This is a genomic window from SAR202 cluster bacterium, from assembly GCA_016872285.1.
GTDB lineage: Bacteria > Chloroflexota > Dehalococcoidia > Lucifugimonadales.
Window position 1 is genome coordinate 1 of record VGZZ01000056.1, and the last position, 15,231, is coordinate 15,231.

Annotated in this window: 14 protein-coding genes and 2 pseudogenes; 12 read left to right on the top strand and 4 right to left on the bottom strand. The window is 58.9% G+C overall.

What is annotated here, in order from left to right:
- Nucleotides 1-254 precede the first annotated feature (254 nt).
- Nucleotides 255-1,079, top strand: coding sequence for an alpha/beta fold hydrolase (locus tag FJ320_11610; protein MBM3926603.1), 825 nt, complete (start codon nt 255-257; stop codon nt 1,077-1,079).
- 631 nt (nt 1,080-1,710) lie between these two features.
- Here the strand turns inward: FJ320_11610 and FJ320_11615 are convergent.
- Nucleotides 1,711-2,337: pseudogene (locus tag FJ320_11615) on the bottom strand (response regulator transcription factor).
- Between the two features lie 64 nt (nt 2,338-2,401).
- On the opposite strand from FJ320_11615, the gene FJ320_11620 reads away from it, so the two are divergent.
- A complete protein-coding gene (locus FJ320_11620; GenBank protein MBM3926604.1) occupies nt 2,402-3,874 on the top strand; it encodes a M20/M25/M40 family metallo-hydrolase in 1,473 nt (490 codons plus the stop codon).
- 742 nt (nt 3,875-4,616) lie between these two features.
- On the opposite strand, the gene FJ320_11625 is transcribed toward FJ320_11620, so the two are convergent.
- From FJ320_11625 to FJ320_11635, 3 genes and pseudogenes are all read right to left on the bottom strand, one after another.
- Nucleotides 4,617-4,910, bottom strand: coding sequence for a hypothetical protein (locus tag FJ320_11625; GenBank protein MBM3926605.1), 294 nt, complete (start codon nt 4,908-4,910; stop codon nt 4,617-4,619).
- A gap of 82 nt (nt 4,911-4,992) precedes the next feature.
- Nucleotides 4,993-5,079 (bottom strand): annotated as a pseudogene (locus FJ320_11630) (RNA-binding protein).
- Between the two features lie 263 nt (nt 5,080-5,342).
- Nucleotides 5,343-5,753 carry a glyoxalase gene (locus FJ320_11635; GenBank protein MBM3926606.1) on the bottom strand — a complete coding sequence of 137 codons (411 nt, stop codon included), beginning with the start codon at nt 5,751-5,753 and terminating at the stop codon, nt 5,343-5,345.
- 433 nt (nt 5,754-6,186) lie between these two features.
- Between FJ320_11635 and FJ320_11640 the strand changes: the two genes are divergently transcribed.
- The 10 genes from FJ320_11640 (at nt 6,187) to otsB (ending at nt 14,922) form a co-directional block, all read left to right on the top strand.
- Entirely contained in the window at nt 6,187-7,053 is an 867-nt protein-coding gene (locus FJ320_11640) for an aldolase (GenBank protein MBM3926607.1), read from the top strand.
- Nucleotides 7,054-7,135: 82 nt separating this feature from the next.
- On the top strand, nt 7,136-7,858 hold the full coding sequence (locus tag FJ320_11645) for a hypothetical protein (protein MBM3926608.1): 723 nt from the start codon (nt 7,136-7,138) through the stop codon (nt 7,856-7,858).
- An 85-nt stretch (nt 7,859-7,943) separates the two neighbouring features.
- Complete coding sequence (locus FJ320_11650; GenBank protein MBM3926609.1) at nt 7,944-8,747, top strand: isocitrate lyase/phosphoenolpyruvate mutase family protein; 804 nt, start codon at nt 7,944-7,946, stop codon at nt 8,745-8,747.
- A gap of 47 nt (nt 8,748-8,794) precedes the next feature.
- Entirely contained in the window at nt 8,795-9,019 is a 225-nt protein-coding gene (locus tag FJ320_11655) for a hypothetical protein (protein MBM3926610.1), read from the top strand.
- Nucleotides 9,020-9,352 carry a carboxymuconolactone decarboxylase family protein gene (locus FJ320_11660; GenBank protein MBM3926611.1) on the top strand — a complete coding sequence of 111 codons (333 nt, stop codon included), beginning with the start codon at nt 9,020-9,022 and terminating at the stop codon, nt 9,350-9,352.
- A 320-nt stretch (nt 9,353-9,672) separates the two neighbouring features.
- A complete protein-coding gene (locus FJ320_11665; GenBank protein MBM3926612.1) occupies nt 9,673-10,851 on the top strand; it encodes a hypothetical protein in 1,179 nt (392 codons plus the stop codon).
- Between the two features lie 5 nt (nt 10,852-10,856).
- Nucleotides 10,857-11,399 carry a DUF4276 family protein gene (locus tag FJ320_11670; protein ID MBM3926613.1) on the top strand — a complete coding sequence of 181 codons (543 nt, stop codon included), beginning with the start codon at nt 10,857-10,859 and terminating at the stop codon, nt 11,397-11,399.
- 43 nt (nt 11,400-11,442) lie between these two features.
- On the top strand, nt 11,443-12,660 hold the full coding sequence (locus FJ320_11675; GenBank protein MBM3926614.1) for an amidohydrolase family protein: 1,218 nt from the start codon (nt 11,443-11,445) through the stop codon (nt 12,658-12,660).
- 240 nt (nt 12,661-12,900) lie between these two features.
- Nucleotides 12,901-14,121: an MFS transporter gene (locus tag FJ320_11680; GenBank protein ID MBM3926615.1), complete on the top strand. Its 1,221-nt coding sequence runs from the start codon at nt 12,901-12,903 to the stop codon at nt 14,119-14,121.
- Between the two features lie 9 nt (nt 14,122-14,130).
- Nucleotides 14,131-14,922, top strand: coding sequence for a trehalose-phosphatase (gene otsB, locus FJ320_11685; GenBank protein MBM3926616.1), 792 nt, complete (start codon nt 14,131-14,133; stop codon nt 14,920-14,922).
- Nucleotides 14,923-15,231 lie beyond the last annotated feature (309 nt).

A 15,231-nucleotide genomic window follows, 5' to 3' on the forward strand; every position in this document is an offset into this window, starting at 1 on the left:
ATCCTCAACGCTATGCTCAAACATAAGACCCCTTGGCATCTTTCTCCTAAGGTGATTTATGCCTAACTCTAAAGACGGTTGCTGAGCGAAGTCCGTACTCGGACGCAGTCGAAGAATCTGGTCACACTGTAACTTGGTTCCATTTCGCTAAACGGTGCCATCCCTGACGTAGGGGCGAGGTGATCTCGCCCCTACCTCTCCATGCCCCTCCCCAGTGCTATACTCCACCTCACCGCCTCGATAGGAGGTCCCCCATGCCCCACGCTTTAATCAACGGCGTCCGCATCCACTACGAAGTCCACGGCCACGGCAAGCCCCTGGTCCTCGCCTACGGCCTCGGCGGCAATACAACCGAGTGGACGCCCCAAATTCTCGCCTTCTCCAAAAAGTACCGCCTCGTCCTGTGGGATCCCCGAGGCCACGGCCAGTCCGACAGCCCCGCCAGCCCACACCAGTACGGCAACGGCGAGTCCTCCTACGACCTCCTGGCCCTCATGGACCACCTGGAAATCCCAAAAGCCCACGTCGGCGGCCTCTCCATGGGCGCCAGCATCGCCTCCCGCTTCGCCCTCCTTCACCCCGAGCGTGTCGACGCCTTGCTCATCTTCGACTCCCACACCGCCTCCGGCCTCCCCAATACCGACGCCATGATTAGAATGCGAGAGCGCATCATCGAACTCGCCCTCACCAAGGGCATGGACGCCGTTGCCGAATACTCCATGAAAAACAACCCCAACATCAAGCACACCGCCGACACCGGCGGCTCCCAGGCCGTCGACAACCTCCGCAAAATGTACCTGTCCCTCAACCCCCTTGGCTACGCCTACAGCACCCGTTCTACCATCTACACTAACTTTGACGCCGACATCCTCAAAGGCATCAAGATGCCAACGCTGGTGCTGGCGGGCAAAGAAGACTCGGCCCTGGAGGCCTGCCGTTTAGTCCACTCCAAGATCGCGGGATCTAAACTGATCGAAATTCCCAACGCCGGCCACCTCTCCAACCTGGACCAGCCTGAAGCCTTTACCAAAGCCGTCCTGGACTTCCTCGCGGACGTCGACGCAGGAAGAAACTCTTAGCTCATCAGGCAGCCTCTTAACGGAAAACGCAGAGAGGCCGAAATCCATGGTGCTTCCCTAGGTTTCATCGATGGCGGGGGATGTGGGGGCTTCCCTTCTGGTTCCCCTTCTTCTCCTATTGCAGAGGAGAAGAAGGGGCTAGGGGATGATGAGGTGATCCTTATTTTTCTTTCCCTCTTCTCCCGTAGTCGGGAGAAGAGGGATTAAGGGTGATGAGGGCAACCCGCTTAAAACCAGGGGCGGCCTATTTAGACATACAGGATGGATTATTATTCGCAACGGCAGCCTACATTCTAGTCCAAACCGCCACCCACCTAATCAATAAACTTGAAAACTTCCATCCCGTAGAATAATCCACAAGACCTACCCTCAGCTATACGCTGTAACTAGACACGTTGATAGGGAGGTGGGGTATGACAGGCATTCTGTGGCTCGTCTTTATTGTCCTCCTCATCTTGTGGCTGGTAGGTTTCAGCGTTAACTGGGGAGCGTTCATCTGGATCCTACTGATTGCGGCGCTCATCATCTTGCTCATTAACCTGGTCGGCGGCGTCAGGACAAACCGCTGGTGGTAAAGCGCCGGCCAGCGCCTTAGTCCCCAAAACCGAGTAAACACTTCACGCCGGGGTCATTAGAGCATTATCAGCCCTTGGCGTGTCGCTGTTACCACCGCCTCTGTCCGGCTCTGGGCGCCCAGCTTCCCCATCAGCGCGTTCAGGTGGAACTTCACCGTATGCTCGCTGACCCCCAGCCGGCGCGCAATCTCCTTATTCGGCAGCCCGTCCGCCACCAGCCGCAGCACCTCCATCTCGCGAGGCGTCAGCCCCTCCGCCAGCGCCGCCTGCCCCGCCTCCGACGGCAGCCGCACCGACTCCCCAACCTCCGGGTCCAGCGCGTTCAGCCCCTGCGACAGCGCCACAATCCCCGCCGCCAGCCTTGGTCACTCCGCCGTCCGAAGCAACAGCCCCCTGGCCCCGGCGTTCCACGCCTGCGCCCCCATCTCGCCGCTGGGCAGCAGCGCCAGCACCGGCGGGTGGCCCGACTCCAGCTCTCCCAGCCTCTCCAGCGATGCCAGCGTGTCCCAACCCAGGTCCCACAGGATTACGTCCGGCCGATAGGCCTCGATGTCCGACGCCAAGTCCCCCGCACCCGCCGTCTGCCCCGCCACCGACACCCCCGCCTGCCCCGCCAGCAGCGCCGCCAGCCCACCCCTCGACAGCGGGTCCGATGCCACTATGAGCACTCGCACTGTATCCATATGTTGGATTCCATGTTAGCACCCCCTGTGATAAATTGGCCCCAAACTTTCGGTGAGGTGTCCCATGCCCTCCAAAGAGCTGCAGCAAATTTATAAACACATCGATGACCATCAGCCCGAGCACGTCCAGCGCCTTCGAGACTGGATTAAGCAGCCTAGCGTCTCCAACACCGGCGAGGGCATACCTGAGTGCGCCGAGATGACCCGCCGCTACTTCCAGGACATCGTCGGCTGCCAGAAGACGGAGGTTGTGGACGTCGGCGTCACCGAGTGGGGCGCGAAAGGCAATCCCGTCGTTTACGCCGAATACGATGCCGGCGCACCCAAGACGGTTATCCTCTACATGATGTACGACACCATGCCTATCTTCGACGTGAAGCAGTGGCGCCGCCACCCCTACGCCGCAGATATCATCGAGCAGCCGCCCTTCAAAAAAGTCGTCATTGGGCGCGGCGCGGTCAACAGCAAAGGCCCCCAGATGGCCATGATCAACTCCATGAACTCTATCCGCGCCGTCGCGGGCAAGCTGCCGGTCAATGTCTTCATCATCGCCGAGGGCGACGAGGAGCGAATGAGCATCGGCCTTCGCAAGTTCGTCCACATGCGCAAGGACCGTCTGTCCAAAGCCCAGGCCATGCTCGGTTTCGGGCGGCAGAGCGCGCGAGGCGTCGCCATTCCCCATAACGGCTCCGAGGGCTGCCTCTACATCGAACTCGAGACCTCCGGCAAACGATGGGGCAAAGGCCCCTACGACGGCCCCATCCACGGCGGCTACAAGCGCACCGTCGACAGCCCCGCCTGGCGGCATATCAAAATGCTATCGACCCTCGTCGATGACACCGGCAACAAAATCCTCGTCGATGGCTGGTACGACAACATGGAAGGCCCCACCAAGGCCGATCAGCCCCTTATCGAAGAGACTCTAAAGCTGGTAAACATGGAATCCTCGGCCAGGAACCTGCGCATCGGCGGCTTTATAGATGAGCTGGACACGCCCCGCGACATGCTCATGCAGGCCCTCTACGGCACCAGCTTTAACCTCGATGGCATCTGGGGCGGCCTCACTGAGCCCGGCACCGCTGGCTCCATCATGCCCGACAAGGTGACCTCCAAACACAACTGCCGCTACGTCCCCCACCAGGATGGCCCGGACCTGCTCAAGAAGCTGCGTCGCCATCTCGATGAGCATGGCTACTCCGACGTGGAGATTCGTGTCATCGGCGATGTGCCTTCCCTCAACGCCGACTACAACAGCGACCTCTCCAAAGCTCTCTTCCGAATGTACGAGCAGTTCGGCGTCCAGTACGAGAAGCTGCCCGGCACCGGCGTGGCCCAGATGGGGCCTTACTGGCCTGGCTACCTCTTCGGCCGCGATCCGCTAAAGCTTCAAGTCGCCATGGGCGGCCTGGGCCACGGCGGCCGCGCCCACGCCATCGACGAGTTCTTCGTCATCGAGGGCAATGACAAGGTCTACGGCCTGGCCGGCGCGGAGAAGGGCTTCGCCACCATCCTCTACAACTTCGCGGGCCTAAACTAGACCTCTGCCTTTCATGAAGGCTCCTGCCAGGTTCATCGGCGGTTCCAGTCCCTGACCAGACTCTTTCGGGGTAGGGTATATGGGGTGTCCCATCTGGTTCTCCCCCTTCGGCCTGGAAGGCGAAGGGGGAGCTAGACGCCGTCCTGAGTATGCCGAAGGAGGGGGTTGTGGTATTTCTTTATTCTTTCCCTCTTCTCAGAAAGGAGAAGAGGGCTGCAAGCTCGCCGTGGCGAGATTAAGGGGATGGTATCCCGAGTGAGAATAGGACGGCTTTTGGTGAAAGGCCACGCGGCAGGCCCGTCCAATGACCCCTCGCATCTCGCGCGCTTCTACATCCCTTTATGATTAATCAATTAAATCATTCACTTGGTACTAATGTGCCCCCGCTTTCCTCCACTTTAATAGTATTTCAGTCAAAGCTGAGGTGCATTCTATTAATAAGGCAAGGTCTTAACAAAGCTGACTAGCCTTTAGGCGATACCCATCAAACTTTAGACGCGCACTTAGTGGAGGGGCAAGAAAGGGGGAAGTATGTACATAGGCGGCGGGTTGCTTCTCATAATCGTAATCGTGGTTCTGATACTGCTGCTCACCTAGATAGCCTTCGCACAAGTCACCAAAGACGGACTGACCCCTTGCTTAGACTCGCGAGGGGTCAGAAGTCGTCTTGCGACTCCCCCGAATGCCTGATGCTAGTCTGGGCGAATAAATAAGGCCTGAAGGCTAATATGAACAAGCGCTGCTAAAGCGTCAGCTTTATATCCTTCCCGTTCAGCACCAACGTGTCGTCAAACCGCGTCCCCTTTTCTATCATCTGCCGCGCCCAGCACCCCTTCCGCGCCAGCCGCAGGATCCCCTCCACCACCTTGGCGTCGGCGCTGGACTCCACCTCAAACCGCGTCTCGATGCTCGACGCCCCGGAATCAATCGTCTCCTGCAGCACCGACCCTGTCATCGTCAGGTTGAGCTTGATCCAGCCCTTAACGCTCTTGATCTCCACTTTCTTGAACTGCGCGTACCGCGCAATCTGGGTCATCTCTCAAAACAACACGCCCCAGCCGAAATACTGCAGCGGCGTCGGCCCCAGGTCGTAGCTGCCGATGCGCGCCCCCTCGTCGCACACCACCTCCCAACGACCCGCCTTGCCCCGCTTCACCTGGTCCAGCACCACCTCCGCCGTCGCCTCCACCGACGCCAGCCGCACGGGGCCGGTGACATTCTTCATCGGGTCGTATTCAATCCCCGGCTTCGGATTCCTTATAACCATTGTCGCTCCCTCCTTATCCAGCGATGTCTATCTAACGTCCCCTATATATAAAAACAACATGCCGACTGTCATTCTGAGCGAAGTCCTTCTGTACTCGGAAGGACGCAGTCGAAGAATCTGATCGGCGTGAAATACTGCTGAGTAGTATCACAAAACAGACTGCTCAGGGAATTTCTTAGCCCCTAGACCATCTTGATTCCGCTAATACTTCTCCTTCTGCTTCATCCATCCCGAATTTATCTCCACCAGGTTCCCATCCAGGTCCTCGGTGAAAATCTGCGGCAGGTTGTCGTTGGATCCCACCCACGAGAACCCGTTAGCCTTCAGCCGCCCCTTCACTTCGTCCAGGTCGTCCACCGCGAAGGCCAGGTGCCGCCCTTCATTTCCCCGCTTCCGAGGGTTCAGGTTCCGCCCCGGGCCCGGCACCGCGCTCTCGCTGCTGATCGATATGTGTATCTCCTGCTCCGGCCCCATGCTAAACCAGATGCCTCGGCTGCCCAGCGTCGGCCTAATAATCTCCTTGAGGCCCAGGACATCGCCATAAAACTTGCGAGCCTTCTTCACGTCTGTGGCATGGAAAGCGGCGTGCTGAATCCTAGCGTTAACGACCATTGCTGCCTCCCGATATTCTTCTCTAGATTTGTGCCAAGTATAGGTATCGCCAACAAACGGCGTCAATGCGTTTGGCCCCTTGATAGCGGGTGTGAAGGGTCGGCTCTCCTCCGGCTCTCCCTCTTCTCACAGCACTGACGACGCTATTACTGTTGGTACGCTGCATGGGCGGTGTCTGTCTTCCGTCTGGTTCTCCCCCTTTCCTCACGAGGAAAGGGGGAGCTAGAGGGGGATTGGTGCAATTTTTCATTTCCCCTTCTTCCAGCAGGAAGAAGGGGACAAAGGGGATGAAGGTATCCCAATTAATGGTTGATTGGCCCTTCATACTTAACCCTTGAAGGTTACCTCCCTTGTGGCATCGACAGCTACGCTTTTGCATTGACCCCAACCTTCCTCTATCATTCACCCCACACCAAACCCAAGGAGCCCCCCCATGGCAAGACTAAATCGAGTTGTTGACCTCCTATCGCAGGGAAAACCCGCCTTCGGCGCCTGGTCCAACAACGGCAACCTGGACGACCTGGCCTTCATCACCGACGCCGGCTACGACTACGTCTTCATCGACAACGAGCACACCGGCCTGGACTTCCCCTCCCTTCGCCTTTCCCTTCAGGCCCTCCTCAGCCGCAAGCGCATCCTGGACACCAAGGGCCTCCAGGCCCACCCCACCCCCTTCGTCCGCGTCACCCCCAACTCGCGAGAGCAGAACCAGTGGGTGCTGAAGCACACTCTGGATTTAGGCACCTACGGCATCGTCATGCCCACTATGGACTCCGTCGAGGCCGCCGAGGCCGCCGTCAAGGCCTGCCGCTATCCCCAGCGCAAGGGCGCCAAGGACCTGGAGCCCAAGGGCGAGCGCGGCTGGCACCCCCACGACGTCGCTGTGCGGTACTGGGGCATCACCGTTGAGGAGTACACCGACAAGGCCGACCTCTGGCCCCTGGACCCCGACGGCGAGGTTATCCTGGTCGGCATCATCGAGACCGTGAAAGGTTGCAAGGCCCTGCCCGACATCCTCAAGCAGGTCAAGGGCATCGGCGTCATCATGGCCGGCGCCGGCGACCTGTCGGTAGACATGGGCCTGGGCGGCGCGGCGTCGGGCAAGCCCGAGGTCCAGGAAATGGTTATGCAGACCCTGGCGACGTGCAAAAAGTTTGGCGTCCCCTGCGCCACCGGCGCCCGCAGCCCCAAAGAGGTGGAGCAGCGTCTGGAGCAAGGCTTCATGATGCTCACCGACATCCCCCTCAAGTCCCCCGCCGTCATCCAGCACGGCAGGAAGATGCGGGGTGAGAAAGCTTAATCGCTTATCCCATCCCTTTTAAGGGAAGAATTAGATGGGGGAGACAATTGCTCATAGATTCGCGCCCTGCTAAACTCCACCCATGAGCACCCGCATCCTTCCTCTGTTATTGTTTGCTCTCCTACTGACCGTAGCCTTGGTCAGCGGATCAACCTTTGCAGACGACTCCCCTTCCCACGGGGCCATTTGGCAGCTCCACAACGACAAATATCTCCTCCAAGTCTTCGAGCCAAAAGCCGGCGAGAAGGCTACCAGAGACAACCGGGGCGCTGTCGTCCTCCTTGAGCGATTTGCCATTCCTGAGGGGGTGGAACTCAAGACCCAGCCTTTTGAAACACGGGAGGCGCTGGAGACCTACATCCTCACCCAGTACGTCGGCGCCATAACGCCGCCGCCACACCCGCCCGACGAGCCCCCCCCCCCCCCCCCCCCCCCCCCCCCCCCCACCCCCGCGCCCCCCCCCCCCCCCACCCAGCAGTGTGACAACGGGCGGGACGGCTCCATGGGAACAGGAGGCTCAAACTTTAGCGGCCCGCCGCGGATATTTACTGTCTTGCCCACCAGCGCCCCGGCTTTCATGCCCATCGCCATCGGCGGCTCGAATTTTGATGTGGGCGCCATTCCATACGTAAACGGCGTGCCAAGCATAAGCCTGTTCAACTTGAGCACCCAGAACCTCCCACTCATCGGTTCCATCTCGGTAGGGTTTACCATTGTGCCGCGCGCGGCCCCGGGGGGAACGGGCGATGTTGTTATCGAGTACTGTGCGCAGCGCTCCAACCCCTTCCCCTTCACAAAAAACTAGCGCGTAATCTACGGACCGCTCCTGATCGGGAGTCACGGCTGATGGCCTGTGGACTGGACGGTTGCCATTGACTATACTCGCCCTTATGCGCAAAGGTCTTCCCATCGAGAAGACAGCCGAAAGAGTAGCGTCCAGGGCTACCGTCCTTCGCGATTTACACGCAGGTCCGGCTATTCTGGTTCTTCCCAACGCGTGGGATGCAGCATCTGCCCGGGCATTCCAGAACGCGGGCTTCCCGGCCCTCGCGACCACCAGCGGCGGGGTCGCAGCCGCTATCGGTTACAAAGACCACGAGGACGCGCCGGAAAAGGAGATGATCGCCGCCGCGGCCCGGATCACCCGCGCGGTCGATATTCCGGTGAGCGTCGACTTCAAGGCCGGGTATGGCCTGCCGCCGGAACGGATTGCCCAAGAGTTGATTTTGGCAGGCGCGGCCGGATGCAACCTGGAGGACTCTGACCACCACGGCGGGAGCGGGATAGTGGACGCTGACCGCCATGCCGAGCGCCTGGCCGCCCTGAAAGCCGCGCTGTGCAAGGAAGGGGCCAATCTCGTTCTCAATGCGCGCGTGGATGTCTTCATCCGAAAGCTAGGGACGCCGGATCAACAGCTGAAGGAAGGACTGAGGCGGGCGCGGCTCTACCGTCAGGCAGGCGCAGATTGCATCTATCCCATCACCCTGGCCGACGAAGCGATGATCGCCGAGTTCACCCGTGCCGTCGGCGTCGTGAACGTAAATGTTCGCCGTGGGGGTCCGGTAACGGTCGCGCGAGCGGCAGCCCTCGGTGTGCGACGCGTCACCTACGCGACGAGCCTCTTCCGCGAGACCATGACCTTCGTCGAAGGCATTGCTGAAGAACTAAAGGCGCTGGCAGCGCCAGCACGCTAGCCGGCGCCACGGGAACGGAGAAGACATTCGTGCCAAGGATCAGGCCGTTGACCGTAAAGGAAGTAGCGCCGGAAATACGCGAAATGTTCGAGCAGGCTACGCAGCGCATGGGCGCTGTGCCGGAGAGCATGGGCATCCAGGCATACTGCCCGCCAGTCCTTGAAGCCAGCAGGGCCCTCAGCGCGGCGCCCGCGAAAAGCGGCACCCTTCCGCCCCTGGTCCGGTCCCTGGTCTGTCTGCGGGCGGCCCAGATGGCGGGCTGCCTCTTTTGAATGGACGCTGACACTGCTGGAAGCAGTGCCAACGGCGCCTCGGACGAAAAGATAGATGCCATTTCGCGCTTTCGTGCCAGTGACCTATTCACTCGCGAGGAGAGGGCGGCGCTGGCCCTGGCCGAGGGGATGACTGTGACGCCGGTCGACGTGACAGACCAGGTGTTTTCAGAAGCCCAGGCCTGCTTCACCAATGAACAGCTCGTCGAACTCGTGGCGACCATCGCCATGGAAAACTACCGCGCCCGGTTCAATCGAACGTTCCAGGTTGGGTCGCCAGGCGTCGCCGAACGCCGGCGCCCGCAGCCCCAAGGAAGTGGAAACGCGCCTTGAGCAGGGCTTCATGATACTCATCGACATCCCTTTCAAGTCCCCAGCCGTCATCCAGCACGGCAGGAAGATGAGAGGGGAGAAGGGGTAAGAAGATTCTCTAACCCTCAAATTATCTTAGTTAGGTCTAGAAGTGGTTGAACTTATAGGAGCCACTGACGAAGAATCAGGGCCGCTCTACCTAGAATGAAAGTTGATAATAGGCTCAAAGGCGGAACATCAGCACTTTTGATAAAATACTCGTAATTGTTTCTAAATACATCGCTGTTAAGTACAGTTATCATTCTTGCGTGACGAGTTTCGCGAAAGGAACTCATGTCTAAATGATTCAAAAGGTCGTCGTCTCAAATTTTAAGAGCATACGTGACCTCTCCCTCGAACTCAATGCCCTATCAGTACTAATCGGTCCAAACAACGCTGGGAAGACCAACGTCCTAGATATATTTGGGTTCCTCTCAAGATTTCTGCAAGGAAATAACCAACAGTCAGCAGATGTATTTTTCCTAGGCAACACATCTAACGAACTCACCATTGAATTGTCCGGTACAGCTCGGTCTGATCTCAAATACCGCTATTACATGTCCTTCTTCGAGCGTAATGGCGAAGTGAACAGCAATAAGGAAATTTTTGAAATCATAATCGGCTCAAGCCAACCGACTACAATTTTCAGCTCTGAATCGGCGAAGCAAAATTTACGAATGATGATCCCTGATACTTCTGGGCGACAAGATAGCTTTGAGGTTGGTCGAAATAGTCGTGAAATTGGGCTAAAGAGAGCAGCAGAGATAGCACATGATCGGCTTCGGCAAACTGGCAAAAATACTGTGCCAGGGCATCCTGTCCTGATGAGTCTAAGCTTAGCCTATCAAGCCATTGCTGGTTACTGTAGATACAATCTTGAACCTTCAAGAATGAGAGCATCGCTACAAGTCAACGAGCAATTATCCCCAGGTGACCTTGGCCAGAATTTGGCGCAAGTTCTTCATACCCTTCATTCTAAATATAGACGCCAATCTTTTGATATCATCGAGGATCAACTTAAATCCATTTCCCCTGGTATCACTGAACTTGTGTCTGACCTTCGTGGGAATATGACGTCAATTGCTATCAGAGAGACTCACTCAGAGAATCTTATACCAAGCGCATCAATGCCAGACGGTATATTGAAACTCATTGGGCTCCTTGTAATTCTTAATTTGCCAAACAAGCGTCCATTGATTTCTATCGAGGAGCCAGAGAACTACATTCACCCGTATGCACAAAATGCAGTGGCAGGCCTAATCAAGGCTTACGCTGAGGAATATCAATTGGCAATAACTACACATTCCCCAACCTTCCTAAGTAACTTTGATTTATCGGATATTCTCGTGGTAGGGAAAATTGACGGCGAGACCAAGGCGAAACGGCCATCGAACACCGAGGGATTAAAGAAATTATTAGCAGAGGTTGGGATGGATATTGGAACGGCTTGGTACGCTGGCCACTTAGAGGAAAATCAGTAAGCCTAATGATTCACCTCTTCTTAGAGGACTCAAAGGGCCAACCTACTTTCGAGACTCTAGTTGGTAGAATCACCAATAAGAAATTTAAGTACATTCGATTAAAAGGCGGCGAAATTCTAAATGCTAAGTCGGTGATAGCACATATTAAGGTCTCTCGTCCAATGCGAGATGATTCTGTATTGGCCCTCGCTGATAAGGATTGCCAGAAAGAGCGGTATAGGCAGGTTAAGGAGATAGAGAGACAAGTTTCAGAAGTTTTCCCGGATTTGAGCTTCCAATACATAATCGCAGTGGAAGAGACTGAGTCCTGGTTATCAGCCGATACTAACGCCCTTGAGACGTTACTAAAACCAAGTCGACCACTGCAAAAATCTCCACAGGGTGAATGCCACGACCCTAAAGAGTACCTCAAGAACATCTATAGAGCCCATGCAAAGCGTCCGTATGTCCCCACGATTGAAAATCCACGAATTGCAAATCAGATAGATCTTAGAATTGTTCGCTCTCTTAACCGAAGCTTCGACGATTTCTGTAAAGCAATTTCTTAAATGTCCTGCTATACTCCCCATAACCCTCCTCGGAGGTGACCTCATGTACGATCTGCTTATCAAAAACGGCACCGTTATAGACCCCTCCCAAAACCTCCACAAAAAGCTAGACCTCGCCGTCAGCGACGGCGTCATCGCCGCCACTGCCCCTTCCATCCCCAAGGCCCAAGCCGCCCAGGTCATCGACGCCTCCGGCAAAATCGTTGCCCCCGGCCTCATCGACCTCCACGTCCACATCTACCACCCCGGCCGCAACCGCAACCACCCGGACATCGCCGGCGTCCGCTCCGGCGTAGTCACCATGGTCGACGCCGGCGGCCCCGGCTCCGCCAACTTCAAGGACTTCTGTGAATTTGTCCTCCCTCAGGCCGAGACCAAGACCTACTCCTTCCTCAGCATCTTCCGAGACCGCTCCAACCGCGTCCCGCCCAAAGAGGAGGAGATGGATATCGAAGGCACCGTCAAAATCGCCCAGGAGAACCCCTGGCTGGTCAAAGGCATCAAGGTCATCGTCGCGCCGCGCACCGTCCAGGCCCTGGGCCTCAAGCACGTCGTCGCCTCCAAGAAGGCCGCGCGAGAGGCCGGCATCAAGCTGATGATGCACGTCGGCGACATCGGCCCCCGCAACCAGACTCCCACGCCCCCTGAAATCGTAGCCGAGGCCCTCGATATGCTCGACCCCGGCGACATGGTCACCCACATCTTCACCCCCCTGACCGGCGCCGCCCTGGACCGCTACGGCCACGTCCTCCCTCAGCTCCTCGACGCCCAGGAACGAGGCGTATTTGTCGACACCGCCTTCGGCGACTTTAACTTCGGCTGGCTACGCGCCGACACCGTCCTCGCCCAGGGCGTCCGCCCCGACACCATCGCCACCGACATCGAAATCCACGCCGGCGACGGCATGCGTCGCCTCTCCGACCGCGGCCTGCTCGAATACGCCTCCTATTTCTTCTCCCTGGGCTTCTCCATCGACGACATTATCCGAATGACCACCGCCGCCCCCGCGCGATATCTCGGCATCGAAGACCGCGCTGGCAGCTTGGCCCAGGGCCGCCCCGCTGACGTGTCTATCATCGACAGCGTCGAGGGCCGCTGGCTTATGAAAGACGCCGCCGGCAGCCAGCGCATCGGCGACAAAGCCCTCGTGCCCGTGGTCACCGTCCGCAGCGGCAAGGTCATCAAGCCCGGCGAGGCTCCCCACCCCTGGGGCTGGACCCCCGCCGCCGCCGACGCATCTACAGTCGTAAGTGACAACTAGCTAATTTTGAGCCATCCCCCCTCTTTCCTCTCCCTTGATGGGAGAGGATAAAAGGTGAGGGTGAAACACTAGAGGCACGATTCTTTATCAGTTCCACCTGCCACAAAGGGTGGGCGGGGCGTTCCATCCACTTCTTTCCTCCCTCCCCAGCCGCTATCATTCCTCCAATATCCCTGGAGGCCTCTCCCTATCCCTAAATTCCTCGCCGTCCCCCGACCCGTCCTCCTCGCCACCGCCGTCGTGGCCGCCGTCATCATGGGCGACTCCATGCTCTACAACGTCCTTCCCGCCAACGTCGACGACTTCGACGTCTCCCTCGCCCTCGTCGGCGTCCTCCTCAGCGCCAACCGGTTCGTCCGCCTCCTCTCCAACCCCCTCGCCGCCTGGGCCGTCCAGCGATTCGGCCTCTCGAAGCCCCTGGCCCTCAGCGCCGCCCTGGCCGTCGCTACCACCGTCATGCTCGGCGTCGCCAAAGGCTTTGCTCTCCTCCTTGTCGCCCGACTCCTCTGGGGCGTCTGCTACTCCTTCCTCCGACTCACCGGCGTCCTCGTCGCCCTTGAGGAAAGCGCCGGAGGTGGTCGGGGTCGGCTCCTGGGCTTCTTCAACGGCGGCCAGCGGTTCGGCAGCCTCATCGGCGTCCTCCTGGGCGGCATCCTCTTCGACGTCTTTGGCCGCGCCGCCAGCTTCCTCACCATCGCCGCCCTGGGCTTCGTCGGCATTCCCGCCGCCCTAGCCCTCAAGCCCGCCAGCGCCGCCTCTCATACTACTTCCAAGCCCCCCGGGCCCTCGCAGCCCACCTCCCGCAAATCGAGGCTCTGGGACCTGGCCTTAGGCGTCAGTCCCAGTCAGCCCAAGCCCCTGCGCCAGCGTCTCCTCGCCTGCAACTTCTCGGTCTTCGCCCTCAATTTCGTCATCGCCGGCGGCATGGTCTCCACCCTCGGCTACTACCTGGACCAGCGGCTCGGCGAAGGCCCGGCCATCGCCGGCGTTGTCCTCGGCGTCGCCACCATCAACGGCCTCCTCCAGGCCGCCCGGTGGCTTGCCGACGTCGGCAGCGTCTATTGGGGCCACATCGCCGACAGCATTGGCCTCGAAAAAGCCGCCATCGCCACCATGCCCATCTCCATCGCCGCCCTCATCCTCCTCGCCCTAGACGCTCCCCTCGGCCTGGCCCTTCCCTGGTTGGTCCTATCCACCGTGCTTCTGGCCGCCGCCGTCACCGCCCTCACTGCCATCGCGGGTGGCATCGCCACACCCCGGGAACGACCCCAGGCCCTGGCCCGCTTCGCTACCTGGCAGGACACCGGCGCTGCCTTCGGCCCCCTCCTCGCCTTCGCCCTCATCTCCCGCCTCTCCCTCGACTGGGTCTACTTGAGCGGCGCCGCCATCCTCGCCGTCGCCATGATAGCTTTTGTCCTCGCCTTTAGGCCGAAGGTAGCCACCAGCGCCGCCGAGTCCTAGACTATCCTTATGAACACCCTCACCCCCGCCTTCGACCTCCTCCCCCGCCTCCAGCGCGACCTGTCGAAACGGCGCCTCGCCGTCTTCCTCGACTACGACGGCACTATCTCCCCCATCGTCTCCCGCCCCGAACTCGGCACCCTCCCCGGCGATACCCGCCACGTCATTGACCGCCTCGCCCAACGGCACCCCACCGCCATCGTCAGCGGACGGCCCAAATGGCAGCTTCAGGACTTCGTTAAACTCGACAACGTCTACTACTCCGGCAGCCACGGCATGGAGATCGCCGGCCCCGCTGGCTCCGGCATCGAAAAGACCATCGCCGCCCAATACCTCCCCGACCTTCGCCGCGCCTACCAGGCCCTCGCCCAGGCCGTCCGCCCCATTCCCGGCGTCTTTCCCGAGGATGCCAAATACACCGTCGCCGTCCACTTCCGCCTTGCCGACCCCCAACGCGAACCTGAAATCGAGCGTATCGTCGACAACATCCTGCTCCAGATCCCCTCGCTGCGTAAGCTCCACGGCAAGAAAATCTTCGTCCTCCGTCCCGACATCGATTGGCACAAAGGCAGCGCCGTCGCCTGGCTTGTAAACGCCATGGGCCTTGATAGTATCGGCCTCCCCATATACATCGGCGACGATGTGACTGACGAGGACGCCTTCAAAGCCGTGGCCGACCAAGGCGTCGGCATCCTCGTCGCCGAAACCCCACGCCCCACCGCCGCCTCCCACCTCCTCCGCGATACCAATGAAGTTAAAGCCTTCCTGGAGAAACTCACCGCTCTTCATCTTTCCCAGTGACATCTGCCTGTTGCCTTAAGCCTCCTACTTCCCCTATCCTCTCCCCATGCCTACAAGCCACGACCTTTATTCCATTGCCGCTACTACTATTTTGTAGGGGCGACGTTTCGTCGCCCTTCTCTGCTCCCCACACCCTTGAGAAACGAAGAAAACGAATCCACGCCTGGTCCGTGCCTAAAAACCGATTCGTTTTTGAAAAATCTCAAACCGAATCGGTAGTCCAGGGGCAGTCCTTCCTACACCCAGCCCCATCCCCACCCCTCCTTGACTTCCCTCCCTCCCTAATCCTATCCTCCCATCAACGCTCCA

Bases quoted from the DNA above. Each gene is read 5' to 3' on its own strand.
- FJ320_11610 (MBM3926603.1), top strand. From the start codon at position 255: ATGCCCCACGCTTTAATCAACGGCGTCCGCATCCACTACGAAGTCCAC.
- FJ320_11620 (MBM3926604.1), top strand. From the start codon at position 2,402: ATGCCCTCCAAAGAGCTGCAGCAAATTTATAAACACATCGATGACCAT.
- FJ320_11625 (MBM3926605.1), bottom strand. From the start codon at position 4,910: ATGACCCAGATTGCGCGGTACGCGCAGTTCAAGAAAGTGGAGATCAAG.
- FJ320_11635 (MBM3926606.1), bottom strand. From the start codon at position 5,753: ATGGTCGTTAACGCTAGGATTCAGCACGCCGCTTTCCATGCCACAGAC.
- FJ320_11640 (MBM3926607.1), top strand. From the start codon at position 6,187: ATGGCAAGACTAAATCGAGTTGTTGACCTCCTATCGCAGGGAAAACCC.
- FJ320_11645 (MBM3926608.1), top strand. From the start codon at position 7,136: ATGAGCACCCGCATCCTTCCTCTGTTATTGTTTGCTCTCCTACTGACC.
- FJ320_11650 (MBM3926609.1), top strand. From the start codon at position 7,944: ATGCGCAAAGGTCTTCCCATCGAGAAGACAGCCGAAAGAGTAGCGTCC.
- FJ320_11660 (MBM3926611.1), top strand. From the start codon at position 9,020: ATGGACGCTGACACTGCTGGAAGCAGTGCCAACGGCGCCTCGGACGAA.
- FJ320_11665 (MBM3926612.1), top strand. From the start codon at position 9,673: ATGATTCAAAAGGTCGTCGTCTCAAATTTTAAGAGCATACGTGACCTC.
- FJ320_11670 (MBM3926613.1), top strand. From the start codon at position 10,857: ATGATTCACCTCTTCTTAGAGGACTCAAAGGGCCAACCTACTTTCGAG.
- FJ320_11675 (MBM3926614.1), top strand. From the start codon at position 11,443: ATGTACGATCTGCTTATCAAAAACGGCACCGTTATAGACCCCTCCCAA.
- otsB (MBM3926616.1), top strand. From the start codon at position 14,131: ATGAACACCCTCACCCCCGCCTTCGACCTCCTCCCCCGCCTCCAGCGC.